Below are 19,624 nucleotides of genomic sequence, written 5' to 3'. Positions count from 1 at the left end.
CGATACGGCATGCGGACTGCAGGCAGAGAAAACTGGCCGATTTTCTCTGCACAGGAGGGATAATACAAGGCCTGATAAGCGTAGCGCATCAGGCCGTTTTGCGTTTGTCATCAATATCAGCCCGAGGATAAATCCATCGGGCTATTTTTTTATTGTGCCCCACGTTGTTGCAGGAACAGAATAGTGGCCGCCACGCGTGAGCGGACATTGAGTTTACGCAGCAGATTACGGATATGGACTTTTACCGTCTGCTCGGAAATATTCAACACCGAGGCAATCTGTTTATTTGACAGCCCCTGTGCCAGCTCGTGCAGAACATCCAGCTCGCGCTCCGTCAGCACGCTGAAGGGATCTTCTTCCGCGCCAAACATTTCACGTTCACGTAAGTACTGATTGACGCGTTCGCTAAAGACTTTGCTGCCTTTCGCTCCGGCACGAATCGCTTCCAGCAACACTTCCGGGTCGCTGTCTTTCAACAGATAACCGTCTGCGCCTGCGTCTATCAGCGCAAAGACATCGCTGGAGGCATCTGATACGGTCAGGATAATAATTTGCGCGGTAACGCCATCCCTGCGCAAGGCATTGAGGGTATCCAGGCCACTCATACCTTTCATATTGAGATCCAGCAAGATCACGTCGATATCCAGTCTATTCGCCAGATCGATAGCACTTGCGCCGTCGCCCGCTTCGGCGACCACTTCAAAGCCAGGATCAAGTTCCAGTAACTGACGAACACCGCGTCGCATAAGTGGATGATCATCCACAATCATCACCTGAAAAGGCGTTGCTTCAGGCATAGTAGTCTCCTGAGGTTTTATTAGAATCATTATGTTTGAGCGTAGCGTTGGAAACGCTACCAGGCGCGTGAATGTTACCCCATTTTATGTATGGACATGTAGTGAAAAGTACAGCTCATTAGTTCACCCTCGCATCATTTTCATTATAAATATGGAATTTTGCATCAACTTCCCATCAAGAAAAACAACTAAAAAATCAATCACAATACATGTGCATTTCTTTAAACAGTTTTTAAAAACTGACTCCGGGTATGGCGCTATGGGTATTTTCAGTACCCAATGCTTTTACAGCAATTAATTTCATAGGATGAAAGATTAATGCATCACTCTGGTTCTGTTTCTCTTTGTCGTTCCGCAATATCTGTTCTGGTGGCTACAGCGTTATATTCTCCCATAGCATTGGCATCAACTGTTGAGTATGGAACGACTGTTGATGGTGTTGTCCTGGAAAAAGATATCCAGCTGGTTTATGGGACCGCAAATAATACGAAAATCACTCCCAGCGGAGAACAGCATATAAAAGAATGTGGTGTAAGTAATAATGCTGAAATCAACGGAGGGTATCAGTACATTGAAGCATATGGCTCAGCAGAATACTCAGTATTAAATGATGGTTATCAAATTGTTCAATTGGGTGGTGCAGCAAACCAAACTACCATCAATAATGGTGTGTTACAGGTTTATGGCGCAGCGAATGATCCCACGATTAAAGGCGGGCGCTTAATCGTTGAAACCGAAGGCATTGCCATCTTCGCCGTTATCGAAAAGGGAGGACTACTGGAGATTAAAGATGGCGGATTGGCATTTGCGGTAGATCAAAAAGCAGGCGGTGCAATCAAAACAACCACGCGGGTTATGGAGGTATTCGGAACAAATCGTCTCGGTCAGTTTGATATCAAAGATGGGGTTGCTAACAATATGCTGTTGGAAAACGGCGGAAGTTTGCGGGTTGAAGAGAATGACTTCGCTTATAATACCACTGTGGATAGTGGTGGTTTACTGGAGGTTATGGATGGCGGGACTGCAACTGGCGTTGACAAAAAAGCAGGCGGAAAATTAATTGTTTCAACGAATGCGCTGGAAGTGAGTGGTACAAACAGTAAAGGCCAATTTAGCATAAAAGATGGCGTGTCTAAAAATTATGAACTAGATGACGGTTCCGGGCTAATTGTTATGGAAGGCACTCAGGCAATTGACACTATCCTTGATGAGCATGCAACCATGCAATCGTTGGGAAGAGATACTGGTACGAGAGTGCAGGCACATGCAGTTTATGATCTTGGTCGGTCAGTGCAGAATGGAAGCATAAAATATTCCTCAAATGCTATATCTGAAAATATGGTTATCGATAATGGTCGCGCTAATGTCTGGACTGGCACAATGGTTAACGTAACAGTCAGAGGAAATGAGGGCATTATTGATGCAATGGCGCTGGAATTAAATTTTTATACACCGGCTACATTATTAGGTGACGTGGTGGTTTCTGATGGTGCATCTTTAAGAACGCATGGCGCAGTGGATACCAGTAAAGCAGATGTTTCTATCGAAGAGAGTTTTTGGGCTATTATTGCCGATATCAATAATATAAACCAAAACACCCGTCTCAATTTAGCAAACCTGGTGATGTCAGACGGAACTGTCGTTATGATGGCTGAGCCAGCAACTCGCTCAACCGTGACGGCAAGTGCGGAAAATTTCACTACGTTGACCACTAATACCCTGTCGGGAAACGGCAATTTTTATATGCGCACCGATATGGCCAATCACCAGAGCGATCAGCTTAACGTCACCGATCAGGCAACAGGTAATTTCAAAATCTTCGTTACGGACACCGGTGCCAGCCCGGCAGCAGGAGATAGCCTTACACTGGTAACAACGGGCGGCGGTGATGCTGCATTTACCTTGGGCAATGCCGGAGGCGTTGTTGATATCGGTACGTATGAATATATCTTGCAAGATAATGGCAACCATAGCTGGAGTCTGGCAGAGAATCGCACGCAAATAACTCCTTCAACCACTGATGTGTTGAATATGGCGGCAGCACAACCGCTGGTATTTGATGCAGAACTGGATACCGTACGTGAGCGTCTTGGTAGCGTAAAAGGCGTTAATTACGATACGGCGATGTGGAGTTCGGCAATTAACACCCGCAACAACGTAACCACTGATGCGGGAGCTGGCTTTGAGCAAACATTGACGGGGCTGACGCTCGGTATCGATAGCCGTTTCTCCCGTGAAGAAAGCAGTACAATTCGCGGCTTGTTCTTTGGTTACTCTCATTCTGATATTGGTTTTGATCGCGGCGGCAAAGGCAATGTCGATAGCTATACCCTGGGGGCTTATGCCGGTTGGGAGCATCAGAACGGTGCCTATGTTGATGGGGTGGTGAAAGTTGACCGTTTTGCCAACACCATCCATGGCAAGATGAGTAATGGGGCAACAGCGTTTGGCGATTACAATAGTAACGGCGCGGGTGCTCATGTTGAGAGCGGGTTCCGTTGGGTTGACGGATTGTGGAGTATTAGACCCTATCTCGCCTTTACCGGCTTTACCACAGATGGTCAGGACTACACGTTATCAAACGGCATGCGCGCGGATGTGGGAAATACCCGCATATTACGCGCTGAAGCGGGAACGGCGGTAAGCTATCACATGGACCTGCAAAACGGTACGACGCTGGAACCCTGGCTGAAAGCCGCCGTACGTCAGGAATACGCCGATTCTAACCAGGTGAATGTTAATGACGACGGCAAATTTAATAACGATGTGGCCGGAACCCGTGGCGTTTATCAGGCTGGGATAAGGTCATCGTTTACCCCGACGTTAAGCGGTCATTTGTCAGTCAGCTATGGCAATGGCGCGGGGGTAGAATCACCGTGGAATACCCAGGCGGGTGTGGTCTGGACGTTCTGATAACAGAAAATAAACAGGCCGTAATGTGTCGCGGTCTGTTTATCAAATTAATCGCAGATATAAAAAAACCAACCGCAATAGGTTGGTTTTTCTTGGGATTTTTGGTCGCACGAGAGTAGTTTAATTAAGTGTATAACTAAATGATTTTAAATAATATTCTTTATTCAACTTTTAAATCGTATAACCAAACGTATAACTAAAATAATTTGCTGAAAAAGTGTACAATTTCAGCAATAATTGCCCTAGCGACTATCATCCTGCTCCCCGGTTTTTTTCCGGTTAAATGTTAATCAGGCTGCTGGGCTTTGCCTGTTCGGTAGGTGTAATGATTATCGTAATACTTTTCCCCCAATGGGGTAAAAGCATCAACCGTAACGGAAGTCGTTATGGTTGCCTTGATGATCTGCGTGGTCATTATGACCATTCAGCCAATGACCTTAATCAGAGCTTTTCGCTAAAAATGACGTTGGCCACTCGTCCGGAAAGCACAAAATCCCATCGATTTTTAATTAACGGTTAAACCGTCTTTTTGTCACGTCGTGTCACTGGTTGTCACTCTCCGTCACGATCTCCGATAGCCTGGCTGCAAATTAAACTACGAAAATTTCGTAGTTCTGACTTCTTTCAGATAGTCGGTTGCCTGGTTACACGAAAAAAATTACTTCCTGCGTTTATCCCGCTTTGTATGTCCGTGCTGAATGCCCCGCAGTGGATCTTCTTTTTTCAGGTCGATCCCCATGTCCGTTAGTGTTTTTGTGGCGGCGGTTCTTATGGCACAAATCAGGTCTCTTTCCGGTTCCCGGGTTATGGTTGCCTTCCGGATACATGCCGTTCGTCGTTCCGTTACATACTGACGCGCTTCATCACTTGCCGCCTGTTTCAGTAACTCACCCCAGCGATTAGCCGCCCGTCGCCATAAACCTTTCGCTTCCAGTTCTTCCGCTTTGTCATCATGCACCATAAGCATAATCCCATTGATACCTGTTAAATCTGAATGGTTGGTTTCCGTTCTTTTGATAATTTCCCTCATAGCTTATTGTATGACAGTACTGTCCCACAATAAGGAATCACACATGAGAATGACCAGGCACAAAAAACAGATTCTTGAACTTTACAAACCTGAGTATCGCGATTGGGTGCGGGTGGAGGCCGGAGATCCGCCTTTTGATGTTCGTGGTGTGACAGTGCTGCTCTATGGTTCCGAATATCAGCGATATCACATAGAGGCAACCCGACGAACGTTAAACGCTATGGTAAATGATGGGATCCTGTACCGCGTGAAAGTGCGCGAACCCCGCTTTGATGTGCGTATCGGTAGCGATGGCGCTCACTGTACGGTAATCCGGTACGGGCTGGGTAAATCAGATGATTAAATCACCAGAATGTAAATTTACATTCTGCCAGCCACCAGCTACAGAACGCAAATTTGCACTTTGCTGAAATATTAACGGGTTAGGCCAGAGTGCAAATTTGCATTATGCTTTAACTTCAGCAAGTTACCGCCGTAACCGCTCCGGCTTCTTCCACTGGTACGTTATTTTGGCTTTTTCCCTGTACGTCTGTATCCGGCGACGGTAGGCCAGCATTTCAAGAACGCGGATCCGTATGTCGCGCATATCCGCATCATTAAGCTGGATACCATCACGGTGCATCACCTCAGCAACCACACGAACATAATTTTCTGCGGTCACGCTGTCCGGCTGCGTGGCCTGTTCGTCAGCCTGCTGGCTGATTCCGGCAACGCGACGGATTAATCGCAGTAGTTCGGCTTCTGTCATTGTGCCCCCATCGTTCTGATAGTCTGGTGTCGTCGGGTCCTTCCAGGAATTATGGCCCGTTACGGGGCGGCGACCTCGCGCGTTTTCACTATTTATGAAAATTTTTCGGGATCCATGTCCGGTTTCTCTGTAAGTTAACCATATGAAAAATATAAAAACATGCTTTCCATGAACCGGACATGCGCAAAAAACAGACACTAAAACCGGACATCGAACCAGTTAACCGAAAGTGTGCACAAATCACATGCATTGCTGCGAGTGATTAACAAGTTATCGGCTTTACTGTTCTGTATCGGCTGATTGCTCCATGCTGGCACGGCGAACGCTTACTGCATGACGCCACCCAGCCAGAAAGCCAGCCATTTTATTTCGTGCCTTGCTCACATCTTCCGGTGCATAGCCGTAAATCTGCAAACCTTCATCAAATCGATGTTCTGTTTCTTCACTGGAGTACTCGTCACGCTCAGATGAAAGCAGCCTGGCAACCATAATTTTTTCCAGCGCACTGGTTTCTACGTGATATCCGATGGTCTCAAAATGGCTTTTACCTGAAGACCAAAGCAATGTATGCCCGATGTGATAACCGCCAGACTTTCCGCGATCCGCATTAAGATAGGGCATCCCCTGTTTGGTCCATGCGCGAATAGTGGTTCTGTTTACCTGGAAATGTTCAGCTATTTCCTGCTGGCTTACAAAACAAGCTTTATCAATCATAATGTTACCTCAACTGCATGGTTAAATATTAATCAAGTGGTGGTGGTGGCACCTTCTCGGAAAAACGTCATAAATAGTGAAAACGCGCGAGGTCGCCGCCCCGTAACAGGTCCATATGCCGGAAAGGACCCGCAAAAAAGCCGGATTTCTCCGGCCTTGTCTCAGATGGTTTTCAGTATGCGATCAATGTCGCCGTCATCGCCCGGGTTTCTGCCATCGTATGCCATGCCAGCTGATACGGCTTGTGGGCTGTGCATGTCCATAAAGTTTTCAAAGGCTGCGGTAAGCTCTGGTGCAACCTTCTGGCGTTCCTGTTCTATGGTCATGTTCAGGATGTTTTTAGCCGTATCAACATCAATACAAGGCACGTTTGCCATTGCACGTAACAGCGGCTGATAGTCGTCAGATTCATGAAGCGACATAATCGCATCAGCGCGCGGCTTGTCCTGTTCTTCCAGTTTGTTAAGTTGATATATAGCTTCGTAGGTTGATAGACATCTGTCAGCCATTGCCCGCGCTTCAGCTTTAAATTTACTCGCCAGCGGTAGCGCCATGATACTTTCATTCGTTGCCATCGTTCCCCCCTGCTTATCGCGCCAGCGGCTGAACAGATACACCAGAACCCGCAAAGGCGGCACATTTTTTCGCGTCGGTGTCGACGCTCTCAGGCCAGTTAACGGCGGCAATATTGAATATCCCCGTCTTGTAACACTGTGCTGATTTCTGCGTTGACGTGTCCACGGGATACGCCGTCAGATAAACAGCCTTGCCAGATTCCTGACCATCCCACGGCTTAAATTCGCCATTGTCCGCCAGCATCAGCGGGGTAAATTCCTGAATAACGCCAGCATCAGCGGGGTAAATTCCTGAATAACGCCAGCATCAGCGGCAAAATGTACCAGCGTCGTGGCAACCTGCTGACTGCCTGCAAATAACTCAATGTATGGAGTGTCCATAGAATCCCCCGTTAACCAATTTTGACGGTAACAAATTTGCGAATATCTGCCGGAACCGGCTGCGGTGCGCTGTGCGTCTGCACGTACTCAATCGCCGGATCGCCGTCCTCAATCCAGTTTTTCGGGTAAAACATGTTTTGCGTTGCGCCCGTTCTGACCGCTTCCTGATCCATAATCGCACCATAGGCCACCAGCCCTTTATTGTTGGTGTTGCCCAGGACCAGCAAATCAGGCTCAAGGAAATATTTTTCGGTGCCGTCGCTGTCAGTGTATTTGCCGGAATAGACGATAAGGGCAATATCGCCCAGATATCCTTTAAAGCTCACCACTTCGCCCAGGTTTTTACAGGCCAGCTCTGCGGAGGACTCTGAACCACGGGAAAGATCGTACAGTTCGCGGAATTTTTTAAAGCTGCGTAACGTTCGCCATACCTCAGCGCCCATGATCATGACGTTGGCGGGGCAACATGCTTGATCCGCATAAAGCTCGATATCATAGATTGGATCGTGGGTTTCTTTGTCCTGCTCGGACCATTTACGGCCTTTGGCCTGCTCTATGATGTTTTTTTCCGGTATCTTCCAGTCGATTTCATAGCGTTCTATGCCTTCGCCCTCAATGATGTTTTTTCCGGTCGTTATCGCATTCACCGCCAGCCATTCCACGCGCGCTTTAATCGCGTTTATCTGGCGGCGCATGTTGCCAGTAATCAGGCGCATACGGCGATAGGTTGGGTCATTAAGCTGTGCCGGATCTTCTCCAGCCATACGTATGATGGTTTTCGTTGGATCGATTTCGTGCTTCGGCTTCATGTATCCAGGTTTAATCGTGCTGGTTTCGTACCCTTTATCGCGCTGGACCTGACTACCCACCATAGGCGAACAAAACGCCGACATCGTAACCTCTTCAATGTCCAGGGTGTCCAGCATGATGTTTTGGGTGTTGAATGTCGCCACGTTCGGGAAAAACAGCGTGGTAAACAGCGGACTGAATTTAAATTCCGCAATATCCCCGCGATTCAGGTACATGAAAAGCTGGTTAGTGTTAAGTGCCGTTGCTTTGCCTGCCATTATTCACCCCCATAATTTTTATGCATCCCAAGCGCCGCAAGTAAATAAGAGCGTACAAGTGAACCTATCGACGGCTCCGGCGTCATCAGCGGATCCAGTCCAGCCGCCACGCCAGCCTCATAGTTTTTTTTGTGGCGCTGCTTGAGCACCTCCACGATTTCGGGGCTTATGTACACCGAAACACCGCCTTTTTTCTCTTCAGCCATAGTAAGAAATTCCTCTTTGACTTAAAAAATCAGAACTGGATGTTCATCCAGTTCTGATTATAATCATGATTGCATTTTATGCAATGATGTTGAGTTGTGTTGCAAATTATGAAATGATGATCCCGATCATGTGTGTCAGTGCACCAAAAAGCCTCATATGCAAAAGCCCGATAAGCCACCTCTGACCTTATCGGGCTTTTTTATCTGCCTGCAAAGATGTCGAACAAAAATTAACCACAACCATCATCTTTTTTGCATCAAAACAATTAAAAACAATAAATTACGCTCATGATGATGATGACGATAAAATCACAAAAATGCGCTTTTTTCCGCGCCTCCCGCCCCGTGTTCAGGCCCACCCCGCCAGGAGGACCCGTAAAAAAGCCGGATTGCTCCGGCTTCTGTCACTCGTCGCTTAAAACGGTATGTTATCCCCGTACGGATCATCATTCCCCGCCTGTTGTTTTGCCCTGTTCAGCGCGTCAGTAGCCTGGCCCTGTTGACCTTTTTTGCCGCCCAGTCGCGCCGTTCGCGCACTGATTACACTGTCTGCGATAACCTGCCAGCCCTGCCGCGTTTCTCCGTTCTGCCCAGTCCACTGGCTGATCTGCATGTTACCCGCCACGCTCAGGAGTTCACCCTTGCGGTGCCTTTCCAGTGCTTCGGCCTGTCTGCCAAATGCCAGGACGGATAACCACATCGTCGCCGTTCCGTCATCTGCCTGGCTGCACGGAAGGGGGACCGCCATACGCGCCAGCGTCATCGGTGTGCCCTTGCTGGTCTGTTTTACCTGCGGGTCGTCCACCAGCCGCCCGTAAGCGGCTATCTGTGCTGTCATGATTCCACCTCTCCGGTTTTAACGTTGATTGTTGTTACCTGTTCCGCTTCGGCAATCTCCCGCTCTGTCAGCGTGGCAAAATTTGCCGCCGTCGTGGTCATGAATGCGCTTATCAGGTCGGGATGTGCTTTCGCGTATCCTTCCCCCGCGTGGCGGTCTATCGTTCTGATTGCCACCTTTAAAGCGTGCTCTGTCATGTCTAACGCGCGATATTTCGGTTCTGTTCTGTCTCTGCGTTTTTTGAGTGATTTATTAAATTTCCCTGAAGTGTGCATATTTATTTTTACCCCCTCGTTTAAAAAGTTTTGAGTTGTGCCTCCCCTTGTCTACCTTATCTACCTTAGTGGCCCTCATGCCAGTAATGGCGCGGCTTTCAGCGGGGTAGAGTGCTTTTATCCACTATCTACCCCGTGTCTACCTCCCTGTCTGATTCAGGTAAAATCAGGTAGAGAGGGTAGATAGTGGGTAGATAGTAAAAAAAGGCTATCTACATAACTTAATGCACTGAATTAAATGTATTTTTCTTTACTCAGGTAGACAGGGTAGACAGCAATTACAAAAAATTATAAAAACGCGTCGCACTCGTCTGTTGTTATTGCGTTAGTCTGCGTTACTCCCTTAACTTTCCGCGTAATATATTCATGTCCGTAAACTTTCGCGGCTGGCTTCATAGCCTTGCCAAAGTCATTTACGTTTAGCGGTTTGCTCCTGCCTGCGTACGCCATAAACGCCAGATAGACGCGATAAAGGCTGTTCCTGGTCGTGTACTTCACTGAATCACCACCGCCACCCATCATCAGGCCGCGCGCTTCCTCCAGAAAATTCAGGAACTGGCAAAACTCAATAACCGGATCCGTCTGTTGCTTTATTGCCAGTGCTTCATCACCGTCACGCTGTTCCAGTAGTAAAGCCCGTGCCTTCTCAGGGTCGGTAAAGTTCGCCAGCAATCGGCGGATAATGACAGGGATTTCAGCCGCAATCTTTTCCGGTAGCTCCCTGTCTTTTTCGGCCTCACTGACGATATTGTCGAAACGGAAAATTACGCGACGACGTGACACACCTCCGGCCCGTTCGGTGAATATCATCGGGTTATTGTTGGTAGCCAGCACCACCGCCCTGATTACCGCCGTAAAACGCTTTTCATATTTCGGGTTAATTTCCACGGGGTCGCCGCCCGTGATTTTCTTGATGCCCGTTCCTTCGCCTGTATATTTCGGCTGGTCAGCCAGGACGATAAGACGACTCCCGACAACCTGCGCACGTCCACCAGCATCATCAAGCGATGTCATCTCCGCGCTCACCGTGTTCTGTTTCCCTGCCAGAAGGCTGGCTATGTGCGTGAATGTACTTTTACCGCTCCCGCCGTCTCCGGTGGCCTCAATAAACATCTGCCAGTCGTACCGGTTCGCCATAATCATGTACAGCGCGGCACATATACGCATCATCTTGCGCGGGTCTTTTCCGGCTACGTGCTCAAGCCATTTATGAAAGTTTGGCGCGTTGTCGCGGATATTCTCCCCTGGTGCTGGTGGCGTGTACTCAATACCGTTGTGCGTGGTGATCCAGTTCTCCGGCGTGTGCGGGGAAAATTCCCCCGTTTTCAGGTCAAGCGCACCATTGGCGAACGGCAGCAAATCGCCGGACGGCTCGCCCATTGGTTCGGCAATAACTTTTAACGCTTCCACGGCGTTATTGATTACGCGCTTGCTGAAAGTGGCCCTGTGCTCTGAATAGATCGCCACCATTTCGCGGCTAAGTTCCATTGTGCTGACCGGACACCATACCCCGCCGCGCCATACGTAAACGATTTCACTTTCAGGATGTACGCAAACGCCATCAAAGCGATCGGCAAGCAGCTGCGCGCGCTCACTGTCCGCCATCTGCGAAAGTTGCGCCTTTTGCTTTACCGGAAGCTCAATGACCAGACCATCAGAAAGATTCTGTCGCTCACGGGCCAGATATTCGCGCCAGTTCTGCACCTCTTGGCCGTGCATACCCTCAGGATAAAAATTTGCATCCTGTACGCCTGCCGCCGCCAGCTTCTGGCCAATCGCCTTTATCATTACTGGCGCAAGATATCCGGCCCTGAATATGCGCACGGATTTTCTGCCTTCCGGCACAATTTGCAGCTTATCCAGTTCTGATAACTGCTGCTCCCCAAGCCACACAGGAGGCTCATTATCTCCGGCCAGACGCGCGTCATGTTCCTGCCATTGTTTTGCGTGTGACCAGGCATCACTACCCGCAAAAATAATGACTTCTGTTTCTTTGTGTTTTATGCCGCGTGACTGCTGTTTTACGTTCGGTGCCAGTTTCATTTTTTACCCCTGAATCCGTTAATCATGGTTTTCAGCTTCTGGATGTTTGCCCGTGCCCTGGCGTTGCTGGTGGGCACGTTATGCGGCGCGGTCTGTACCAGAGAAAAATCACGCCGGAACTGATAAACAGGCATCACGCAATCATATTCGTAACCTTCACGGCGGTAAGTTACGCACCGTCCCGCCACGCTTTTAATCGTTACCGTGCCGCCGTAGTTATCCCGGAAAATATCGCCGGGGCGGATTTCAGGCCGAGCGAGGCCACTGGCAGTAAAGCCAGAATTTTTCTGTTTCATGGTTTTTATTCTCCGGTGTGATGCGCTTTATTATTCTCGTGAATTGCCATCACTGTATTTAATTCGTTAATTACTGGCGTTAATAATGTGTGCACGGCAGAAAACATCATGGGATATGATTCATCGCCATTTTCCGGCACTTCCATTAACTTAAGTAATAATGCCTCCATTTCCTTTGCGCGGATTAATGCATTCTCAGAATGAATAAGAACATTAAAGGGTATTTTATGCATCACACAGTTTCTCCCTGATTCTTTTAGTGTCCTCATTGAGGATGTCTGTAGCTTTTGTCAGTGAGTTTTTGATAATTATTTTTATTGTTTTAAATTTTCTTTTGTCGTACTCCGACTGTGATTTCCTCTCCATGATCTCTACCATGCAATTTATATCCACAAGCGCATGTATCAGTACTTTCAATGCTTCGCCTGCTGCGTCCGGCGTGTTTTTATTGCACATGGCGCACCTCCTGACGAATACGGGCGGCGAATACAGCAACACAACCGGACGGGCAACGACTACGCGCTTCGCGTTCCGTCCAGGCGGTTACGTGGATGATTTGGGATTCTGACGCGCCAAAGATGATAAAGCGCCAGATAAAGGCAGTTTGAGAATGTACGAGGGCAGGGATAGTAGCCATGTTGGCAGCCTCTTCGTTAGGTTTAATAAACCCACCGCAGGAAACGCCAATTTCGCTGGCGGTGGACTGTACAGGGTTGGCGTAACCGGTTAACGAAGAACCCGGCGCGGATTGCTCCGCCCCCATACAGCCCACCATTGATAAGGTGTGACTATCCGGCACAAAAAAACACGCAGGGCGCGTGTTGTGCGCTTCGTTAAATACCAGGACGCCAATCCCGGCACCAGATTTTGCTGGTGCGGATAAATCATAGCCCTGGCTGGCAATGGCGATCAACTGGTTTTTCTGGCGTGCTTCCTGTTCGCTGGTGGCCTCAATGGTAATCACGCGCGGTTGTGCTGTGCTCAGGGCGATAAAACGCCAGATATATTTATTCAGGTTGTGCGAGTCCCGCCCTTGCGGGTGTATGGTATGATTTAACATAGCTACCTCGATACTCTCGTTATCGTTGGTGGTTAGAAGCCCGGTTAGTGTTAGCGCACTGCCGGGTTTCGTCGTTTCTGCACCTTGTATCAACAAGGTGTAAGACACAATGTAAAATAATAGTGTCTTACACGTCAACCCTTCAAAATAATTTTTTTTCGTGTATATTGTCTTACACCAAAAACATAAGGAGTTAGACATGGCAACAGGTCCAAAGAATGCAAAATCACAATCTGTAACTGCACGTATTGCCCATGAAATTATTGAAGGCATGGAAAACGTGAAAGAAGAAGGCGAAAGTACAGGGCAGTTTATAAGTGCAGCCATGCGCGGCGAGATCAAACGCCGCCAGCGCCGCAAGGCCAAAGAGCAGGAGTAGCTCCACCGGAATTTTTTTCCGGTTACGCTTTGCCCACCAGCCGCAAATGTGGCATTGTTGGCTATGCTCATGCGTTGGGGATAACGTGTAGCTTGTGTCGAGGGGCCACCGTAGCGGGTGGCCTTTGTTTTGCCTGTTATCCGGCAATTGTGGCGCTTCGTCACACGGTTGATATAATTCCACTGCACTGATCCATTTTTTTCGCAGCAGGTTAATTGTTCGCAAGGGCGCTCCGGCAACGGGGCGCTTTTTGTTATGTTCATCGCGTTACGCCTCACACCATTACGCAGCCGTTCCGCGCGCTTCTTCCTCGCGCTCTTTCAGCCAGGCCAGCACTTCATCTTCATACCAGCCAACACGGCGCAGACCGATTTTGAAGCCTTTCGGGAATTTTCCGGCGTTGATCATGTCCTGTAGCGAACTGTCTGCCTTGATGCGCAGAATATTTTTTACTTCCTGACGGGTAAGAATTTTTCTGATTGTTTCCACTATGTTTTACCTCGTTAATCCGGCGTATTCCGGTGATAAATACGGTAAAACAGGGCAGGGCGGGAAAAACAGTACCCACCGTTTTAAAACGGTACCCACTGTTTTTTATCTTATTGATTACGCTTTTCTTTCTGCAAAAAAATAGCGACCGCAAGGGGCCGCTATTGTGATTACCGTTTCCACTTCTTAGGTCGCCCACCGCATTTAAGGCTGGTGGGCCTCAGCACCTTGTCGATACTTTCAGCCAGATTTTTCGATGCGCCACGCGAGCGCAAAAAACTGACTACCTCGTGTTTTGTGGGGGCAGTTGATTTGTCTTCCGGATCGTACGTTGACCAGAATTCACGATTTGCCATTAAGGCCAGTTGAAGGCCTTCACCATAGGCAGGGGATACCTTTTCATTGAAAAACACTCGGATAACTCCTTGAATTTCAAGAGTCGGGTCTCTCTGTATATGGTGATTATACGATGGTTTAGCATGGTTTGCATCGCTTTTACTGGTTTTTTGTACAGTTACACGGCACGGATACCCCTTTTACCACTGGCTATGGTCACTCCGGTTGCTGCGGCCTCTACAAATTCCCCCCACCAGCGCATAAGCACCACGCGCTTTTCCAGGTAGTTACTTCGGTTATATGCTCGCCTTACCTCGTTCGTGTCCACGTGTGCGAGTGCGGCCTCGATTACGTCCGGCTCGAATCCTTCCTCGTTCGCTGCTGTGCTGAATATGGCGCGTAATCCATGAGACACCAGCACGCCAGCGAATCCCATTCGCCGCAATGCTGCGTTGGCGGTCTGGCTGTTCATAGGCTGCCGTGGGTCTTTCAGGCTAGGGAAAACGTGCTCGCGGTGGTGGCTGATTGGCTTCATGGCCTCCAGTACCGCCATAGCCTGACTACAAAGCGGGATAACGTGATCACGCCGCATCTTCATGCGTCCGGCGGGGATCGTCCATTGTTGCGCGTCCATGTCGATTTCTTCCCAGCGTGCTGACGATGCTTCAACCGGACGGGTTACAGTCAGTAGCTGCCATTCAATCAGTAATCTGGTCTGCCGTTCTGTTGCTGATACGGATAAAGCCTGCATAAGCTCCGGCAACTGTTCGGGGCGGATTGTTGGCATATGTTTTTTTACAGGGGAGGGGAACGCCTTACGCACATTCATAGCCGGATTGGCATCAATCAGCCCACTGTTGGCGGCGTAATCCATTACCTCATTAACGCGCTGTAAAACCCGCTTGAGTGTTTCCAGGTTGCCGCGCTCCTTGATGGGTGTAAGCACCTCAACGAACCTTCGGGCAGTGAGGGTATCTATTGGCGTGTTGCCGATGAACGGGAATACATATTTATCCAGCGAACGCCAGATGTCTTTAATCGTGTTGGGGGCCAGATTCTGGCTGATTTTCACCTGGTACCATGCCGCCGCCACATTTTCGAACGTGTTCCCTTGTCTTCGGGCCTCTGCCTCTCGTTTTTTCTTCTCATGGTCCTGCGGGTCAGTTCCGGCACTGATTAACGTCCTGTACTCGCTACGGCGTTTTCTGGCATCAGCCAGGGAAACATCTTCAAGCGATCCAAAACTCAGCAATATTCTTTTTTTGTCCGATGGTCGGTAGTAGGAAAATCGCCAGAGTTTTGATCCGGACGGTTTTACCAGGAGAAAAAGCCCACCGCCGTCCTGTAGGGTGTACTCCTTTTGCGCTGGTCTGGCTGCTTTGATCTGCACTGTGGTTAATGGGGGTGTTTTTCTCGCCATATGTCTATGATTCCACACGAAAAAACAGGGTTTTAGTTATACGGCTTTAGTTATACGCCAGCCCGTATAACTAAACGTATAACTAAAAAATCCGGCTGATAGCTTATAAATCCGGTGATGTTCGGTGACTAAAAACCATAAAAAAACCCGCCAATCAAGTGATTAGCGGGTTATCCCTGTCTTATTCGGTGCTTTCCGGTGGGCGATTTGGTCGGCACGAGAGGATTTGAACCTCCGACCCCCGACACCCCATGACGGTGCGCTACCAGGCTGCGCTACGTGCCGACTCGTGGCTGCTAATACTACCGTTTTCCACAACGAATGCAAGTAAGATATTTCGCTAACTGATTTATAATTAATCAGTTAGCGATAAAACGCTTCTCGTCTGTCAGCACCTGCAATAACAAACTTAACTGTGGTTTTTCATCTTTCACTCTTTCACCACGTAAGTTGTAAGTACGGTATTTACCGTTATTGTTCAGCACCAGCGTCTTTTTCGGGGTGGTAATTGCCAGCGTATCGTTATCCGCAGCGGTAACCCAGTAATGACGGCGTTGAGGGTTGAACAAATCCTGACCTTGCGAATATTCGCTGGCAGGTGTGCTGACATGTAGCAGGCGTTGCATCAGCGTCGTCATCAGATCGGTATGATCAGTCAGCGCATTAATACGCTGCGCCGGCGTGCCTGGCCAGTGAATCACTAATGGTACCTGCAGATGACCGTGGGACCAGTCAAAGGTTTCTTCCTCTTCGCTCAGCGGAATACCCCGGCCGGCAGTGATAATCACCACCGTATTGTCCAGTTTGCCAGAATCACGCAGTGCATTGAGCACGCGGTTGATCTGGTCATCGACATTGCCTGCCGCCCGGCTATATTTCCGTGCAAATGCCAGCTGATTGCTGTCGTCAATGTTGGTGCCATTGAAAGACACCCACGAGAACCAGCGGTTATCTTCTTGTGCGTAGCGGCCCAGCCAGTTAATCCACTGTGTGGCGGTCTGCTCGTCGGATTGGGTACGTACGCTCGGCATCGAGAAATCTGACAACAATGCCTGGCGATACAGCGGGCTGGTAAAGCCATCTGACGAGAATAACCCCAGCTGATAGCCTTGCTGATTAAGCGCAGTAATTAACGCCGCAGGCGTACGGGTCGACAGAATGCCGTCCATATAGCTTGGCGAGATGCCATAGAACAGGCCAAAGATGCCGTTGTCTGTAGTGTTGCCGGAGCTCATATGGCGCGTGAACGAAATATTTTGCTCAGCAAAACCTGCCAGCGCAGGCATCTGTTTCTCGAAGCGTGAGTAATTCAGGCCATCGACAGTGATCAACAGCACATTCTGCCCGGTGCCCATATCGCGATAGCGCAGCTCGCTTAACGGATACTGAACGGAAACAGCGTCTGGGTTACCTTGCTCAATAAGACGGCGTTGATACTCCTGCGCATCAAGCAGACCATGCTTCTCAAGAAAACGTCGCGCCGTCATCGGGTACGAAAGCGGCAGGTTAGCGCGCTGCATGGTGATCGGGCGATAGAAGTTGGCATCGGCCCAGATATACACCACATGCGAGGCAATAAAAGCGATAAATAAGAATGCGGCCAGTGGGCGCGCGAAGCGCCGACGACGCGTCAGGCTGCGTAGCTTTTGCCAGCTCCACGTCGCAAACACCAGTTCAAGCAATAAAATAACCGGCACGCTAATGAACATCAGCTGCCAGTCGCGCGCCATCTCATTTTCGTCTGGGTTGATAACCAACTGCCAGACGATGGGATTAAGATGGAGATGGAAACGAGTAAAGACTTCGCTATCGATCAGTAATAGCGTCATTCCCGCCGTTGCTAAAATGACGGACAAAAACCTCATCAGCCTCTGGGAGCCGACGATAAAAGTCAGCGGGAAGAGGATCAGCAAGTAGGTGGCGAACACCAGGAAGCTGAAATGGCCGATAATGCTTACGTAGGAATAAATGCGACCAGCAAGCGTTGTCGGCCAGTCGGCGATAAACAGGTAACGGCTGCCAATGACGAGCGAAAGCAGAATATTGAACAGTGCAAACCAGTGCCCCCAACTGACCATCTGGGAGACTTTTTCACGGTAGCGCTGACGATGAGTTACCATAACCTGTTATCTGTTTCCCTTAGTGCGCTTTGTCTTCGTTGATAGAGGACTGTAAGGCGCGGGCAAAAGAGTTGGCAATTGCCTGGCGTTGGGCCGGGGCAATGCTGGTGTTGATAAGGTTAGTGACCATGTTGCCTAACACCATCAGGGAAAGGTCGGTCGGAGCCTTATGTTTTTCCAGTACGTTGAGCAGCTCTGCGAGCAATTGTTCAACCTGTTCATCACTGTAGCGGGAAATTTGTGGCATAAATCGAAATCAGTTAGTTGATGAAAGGGCAACATATTACCGTAGCAACGGTTTTTTTTCTGCTTTTTTATGCTTTAAATCATTCTCGTTACGCCGCCTTCTGTAAAATGACCGCCATCTTTTATTGCGTCGCTTTACCGGCGGTGGTTGAATACCGGCCGGTCTTAAAGGAGAGTTTATCATGAGTCTGGATATCAACCAGATTGCTCTGCACCAGCTTATCAAGCGTGATGAGCAGAACCTTGAGCTGGTGTTGCGCGATTCATTGCTGGAACCGACAGAAACCGTCGTTGAGATGGTGGCAGAACTACATCGGGTCTATAGCGCCAAAAATAAAGCATACGGCTTGTTCAGCGAAGAGAGTGAACTGGCGCAGACGCTACGCTTACAGCGTCAGGGCGAAGAGGACTTTCTGGCCTTTAGCCGCGCGGCAACCGGTCGCCTGCGTGACGAATTAGCGAAATATCCTTTTGCTGACGGTGGCTTCGTGCTGTTTTGTCACTACCGTTATTTAGCTGTCGAATATCTGCTGGTGGCGGTTCTGAGCAACCTGAGCAGTATGCGCGTTAACGAAAATCTCGACATCAACCCGACCCATTATCTTGATATCAATCATGCGGATATTGTTGCGCGTATTGATTTAACCGAATGGGAAACCAATCCAGAGTCGACCCGGTATCTCACTTTCCTGAAAGGGCGAGTCGGGCGCAAAGTGGCCGATTTCTTCATGGACTTCCTCGGTGCCAGCGAAGGGTTGAACGCGAAAGCGCAAAACCGCGGATTATTGCAGGCGGTTGATGATTTCACTGCCGAAGCACAACTGGATAAAGCAGAACGGCAGAACGTGCGTCAGCAGGTCTACAGCTACTGTAATGAGCAATTGCAGGCGGGTGAAGAGATCGAGCTTGAATCGCTGTCGAAAGAGCTGGCGGGCGTCAGCGAAGTGAGCTTCACGGAATTTGCGGCTGAAAAAGGCTACGAACTTGAAGAGAGCTTCCCGGCAGACCGTAGCACGTTGCGTCAGTTGACGAAGTTTGCCGGTAGCGGTGGTGGCTTGACCATTAACTTTGATGCGATGCTGTTAGGTGAGCGCATTTTCTGGGACCCGGCGACCGATACCCTGACCATTAAAGGCACGCCGCCGAACTTGCGCGATCAATTGCAGCGCCGGACGTCTGGCGGCAATTAATCGGTTTGGTGTTATGAATGCCAGATGCGGCGTGAACGCCTTATCTGGCCTACAAAAAATAGCAATACCGTAATCAGGCATAATTTGCAGATACAAAAAACCCCGCCGGAGCGGGGTTTTTTTTACAACTTATTCAGCGATTAAGCGCGAACGAAGTCGATGTGCAGCAGCTTAGGTTTGTACGGGTGGCGCTGTACGTCCTGAGCTTTAACTTTGATTTCTTTACCGTCAACAACGATGGTCAGAACTTCGCTGTAGAATTCAGCTTTAACTTGCATGTTCATGACTTTGTCGTGATCCAGAGCAACAGCCAGCGGCGCTTCGTTGCCACCGTAGATGATTGCCGGGAATTTGTTAGCGGTACGCAGGCGGCGGCTCGCACCCTTACCCTGCTCGTTACGTACTTCTGCGTTGATAGTAAACATTTCTTTCTCTCTTAAATTAATCCTGCTACAGGCGACCCAGCAACAGGCAAATGATCTGCTTTGCGTATGCAAAAGC

Annotated in this window: 25 protein-coding genes, 1 tRNA gene and 2 pseudogenes; 5 read left to right on the top strand and 23 right to left on the bottom strand. The window is 49.1% G+C overall.

Annotated features, from left to right (window positions below):
- Positions 1-149: 149 nt before the first annotated feature.
- Positions 150-797 carry a nitrate/nitrite response regulator protein NarP gene (gene narP, locus QUF14_RS14235; protein ID WP_001113637.1) on the bottom strand — a complete coding sequence of 216 codons (648 nt, stop codon included), beginning with the start codon at positions 795-797 and terminating at the stop codon, positions 150-152.
- Between the two features lie 318 nt (positions 798-1,115).
- Here narP and yejO point away from each other — a divergent pair, with 318 nt between their 5' ends.
- Positions 1,116-3,710, top strand: coding sequence for an autotransporter YejO (yejO, locus tag QUF14_RS14230; RefSeq protein WP_000546504.1), 2,595 nt, complete (start codon positions 1,116-1,118; stop codon positions 3,708-3,710).
- A gap of 283 nt (positions 3,711-3,993) precedes the next feature.
- Complete coding sequence (locus QUF14_RS14225; RefSeq protein ID WP_001354776.1) at positions 3,994-4,230, top strand: hypothetical protein; 237 nt, start codon at positions 3,994-3,996, stop codon at positions 4,228-4,230.
- Between the two features lie 138 nt (positions 4,231-4,368).
- Here QUF14_RS14225 and QUF14_RS14220 read toward each other — a convergent pair whose 3' ends face one another.
- The gene (locus QUF14_RS14220; RefSeq protein WP_001360810.1) at positions 4,369-4,671 is read right to left on the bottom strand and encodes a PerC family transcriptional regulator; all 303 of its coding nucleotides are present in this window, start codon (positions 4,669-4,671) and stop codon (positions 4,369-4,371) included.
- Positions 4,672-4,783: 112 nt separating this feature from the next.
- On the opposite strand from QUF14_RS14220, the gene QUF14_RS14215 reads away from it, so the two are divergent.
- Positions 4,784-5,083, top strand: coding sequence for a hypothetical protein (locus QUF14_RS14215; RefSeq protein ID WP_001242999.1), 300 nt, complete (start codon positions 4,784-4,786; stop codon positions 5,081-5,083).
- A 123-nt stretch (positions 5,084-5,206) separates the two neighbouring features.
- Here QUF14_RS14215 and QUF14_RS14210 read toward each other — a convergent pair whose 3' ends face one another.
- From QUF14_RS14210 to QUF14_RS29055, 14 genes and pseudogenes are all read right to left on the bottom strand, one after another.
- A complete protein-coding gene (locus QUF14_RS14210) occupies positions 5,207-5,488 on the bottom strand; it encodes a hypothetical protein (RefSeq protein ID WP_000133434.1) in 282 nt (93 codons plus the stop codon).
- A gap of 279 nt (positions 5,489-5,767) precedes the next feature.
- Positions 5,768-6,202, bottom strand: coding sequence for a hypothetical protein (locus QUF14_RS14205; protein WP_000565611.1), 435 nt, complete (start codon positions 6,200-6,202; stop codon positions 5,768-5,770).
- A gap of 161 nt (positions 6,203-6,363) precedes the next feature.
- The gene (locus tag QUF14_RS14200; RefSeq protein ID WP_000224588.1) at positions 6,364-6,777 is read right to left on the bottom strand and encodes a hypothetical protein; all 414 of its coding nucleotides are present in this window, start codon (positions 6,775-6,777) and stop codon (positions 6,364-6,366) included.
- Between the two features lie 13 nt (positions 6,778-6,790).
- Positions 6,791-7,158: pseudogene (locus tag QUF14_RS14195) on the bottom strand (head decoration protein).
- Positions 7,159-7,169: 11 nt separating this feature from the next.
- The gene (locus tag QUF14_RS14190) at positions 7,170-8,225 is read right to left on the bottom strand and encodes a major capsid protein (protein ID WP_000907467.1); all 1,056 of its coding nucleotides are present in this window, start codon (positions 8,223-8,225) and stop codon (positions 7,170-7,172) included.
- Complete coding sequence (locus QUF14_RS14185; protein WP_000796963.1) at positions 8,225-8,431, bottom strand: hypothetical protein; 207 nt, start codon at positions 8,429-8,431, stop codon at positions 8,225-8,227. Before QUF14_RS14185 ends, QUF14_RS14190 begins: the two co-directional genes overlap by 1 nt.
- A 415-nt stretch (positions 8,432-8,846) precedes the next feature.
- Entirely contained in the window at positions 8,847-9,269 is a 423-nt protein-coding gene (locus tag QUF14_RS14180; RefSeq protein ID WP_000126681.1) for a single-stranded DNA-binding protein, read from the bottom strand.
- Positions 9,266-9,544 carry a hypothetical protein gene (locus tag QUF14_RS14175; protein WP_000557474.1) on the bottom strand — a complete coding sequence of 93 codons (279 nt, stop codon included), beginning with the start codon at positions 9,542-9,544 and terminating at the stop codon, positions 9,266-9,268. Before QUF14_RS14175 ends, QUF14_RS14180 begins: the two co-directional genes overlap by 4 nt.
- Positions 9,545-9,832: 288 nt before the next feature.
- Positions 9,833-11,587, bottom strand: coding sequence for a DNA primase family protein (locus QUF14_RS14170; protein WP_000761827.1), 1,755 nt, complete (start codon positions 11,585-11,587; stop codon positions 9,833-9,835).
- Positions 11,584-11,883 carry a DUF4222 domain-containing protein gene (locus QUF14_RS14165; protein ID WP_000810836.1) on the bottom strand — a complete coding sequence of 100 codons (300 nt, stop codon included), beginning with the start codon at positions 11,881-11,883 and terminating at the stop codon, positions 11,584-11,586. Before QUF14_RS14165 ends, QUF14_RS14170 begins: the two co-directional genes overlap by 4 nt.
- A 5-nt stretch (positions 11,884-11,888) precedes the next feature.
- On the bottom strand, positions 11,889-12,116 hold the full coding sequence (locus QUF14_RS14160; RefSeq protein ID WP_000549009.1) for a hypothetical protein: 228 nt from the start codon (positions 12,114-12,116) through the stop codon (positions 11,889-11,891).
- The gene (locus tag QUF14_RS14155; protein ID WP_000336132.1) at positions 12,109-12,339 is read right to left on the bottom strand and encodes a hypothetical protein; all 231 of its coding nucleotides are present in this window, start codon (positions 12,337-12,339) and stop codon (positions 12,109-12,111) included. The genes QUF14_RS14160 and QUF14_RS14155 overlap by 8 nt, the downstream gene beginning before the upstream one ends.
- Positions 12,329-12,796, bottom strand: a complete 468-nt coding sequence (locus tag QUF14_RS29060; RefSeq protein ID WP_374756998.1) for a host cell division inhibitor Icd-like protein — start codon at positions 12,794-12,796, stop codon at positions 12,329-12,331. Before QUF14_RS29060 ends, QUF14_RS14155 begins: the two co-directional genes overlap by 11 nt.
- Before the next feature lie 21 nt (positions 12,797-12,817).
- Positions 12,818-12,943 (bottom strand): annotated as a pseudogene (locus QUF14_RS29055) (host cell division inhibitor Icd-like protein); the annotation flags it as partial.
- A 199-nt stretch (positions 12,944-13,142) separates the two neighbouring features.
- On the opposite strand from QUF14_RS29055, the gene QUF14_RS14140 reads away from it, so the two are divergent.
- Positions 13,143-13,322, top strand: coding sequence for a YlcI/YnfO family protein (locus QUF14_RS14140; RefSeq protein WP_000190552.1), 180 nt, complete (start codon positions 13,143-13,145; stop codon positions 13,320-13,322).
- 282 nt (positions 13,323-13,604) lie between these two features.
- Here the strand turns inward: QUF14_RS14140 and QUF14_RS14135 are convergent, their stop codons facing one another.
- From QUF14_RS14135 to QUF14_RS14110, 6 genes are all read right to left on the bottom strand, one after another.
- Positions 13,605-13,811, bottom strand: a complete 207-nt coding sequence (locus QUF14_RS14135) for a helix-turn-helix transcriptional regulator (RefSeq protein ID WP_000447941.1) — start codon at positions 13,809-13,811, stop codon at positions 13,605-13,607.
- Between the two features lie 170 nt (positions 13,812-13,981).
- The gene (locus QUF14_RS14130) at positions 13,982-14,167 is read right to left on the bottom strand and encodes a hypothetical protein (protein ID WP_141219638.1); all 186 of its coding nucleotides are present in this window, start codon (positions 14,165-14,167) and stop codon (positions 13,982-13,984) included.
- A gap of 158 nt (positions 14,168-14,325) precedes the next feature.
- Positions 14,326-15,567 carry an integrase domain-containing protein gene (locus QUF14_RS14125; RefSeq protein ID WP_000101911.1) on the bottom strand — a complete coding sequence of 414 codons (1,242 nt, stop codon included), beginning with the start codon at positions 15,565-15,567 and terminating at the stop codon, positions 14,326-14,328.
- Between the two features lie 208 nt (positions 15,568-15,775).
- Positions 15,776-15,852, bottom strand: a tRNA-Pro gene (locus QUF14_RS14120).
- A gap of 74 nt (positions 15,853-15,926) precedes the next feature.
- Complete coding sequence (gene yejM, locus QUF14_RS14115; protein ID WP_000256195.1) at positions 15,927-17,687, bottom strand: LPS biosynthesis-modulating metalloenzyme YejM; 1,761 nt, start codon at positions 17,685-17,687, stop codon at positions 15,927-15,929.
- 19 nt (positions 17,688-17,706) lie between these two features.
- Positions 17,707-17,934, bottom strand: a complete 228-nt coding sequence (locus QUF14_RS14110) for a YejL family protein (protein ID WP_001135667.1) — start codon at positions 17,932-17,934, stop codon at positions 17,707-17,709.
- A gap of 181 nt (positions 17,935-18,115) precedes the next feature.
- On the opposite strand from QUF14_RS14110, the gene yejK reads away from it, so the two are divergent.
- Positions 18,116-19,123 (top strand): nucleoid-associated protein YejK, encoded by a 1,008-nt coding sequence (gene yejK, locus QUF14_RS14105; RefSeq protein ID WP_000050789.1) that lies wholly within the window; start codon positions 18,116-18,118, stop codon positions 19,121-19,123.
- A 140-nt stretch (positions 19,124-19,263) separates the two neighbouring features.
- Here the strand turns inward: yejK and rplY are convergent, their stop codons facing one another.
- Complete coding sequence (gene rplY, locus QUF14_RS14100) at positions 19,264-19,548, bottom strand: 50S ribosomal protein L25 (RefSeq protein WP_000494197.1); 285 nt, start codon at positions 19,546-19,548, stop codon at positions 19,264-19,266.
- Positions 19,549-19,624 lie beyond the last annotated feature (76 nt).

Source organism: Escherichia sp. HH091_1A (assembly GCF_030295175.1).
GTDB classification, from domain to species: Bacteria; Pseudomonadota; Gammaproteobacteria; order Enterobacterales; family Enterobacteriaceae; genus Escherichia; species Escherichia coli_F.
Note: the sequence above shows the minus strand (reverse complement) of the source record. Positions and strands in the feature narration are given on the sequence as shown.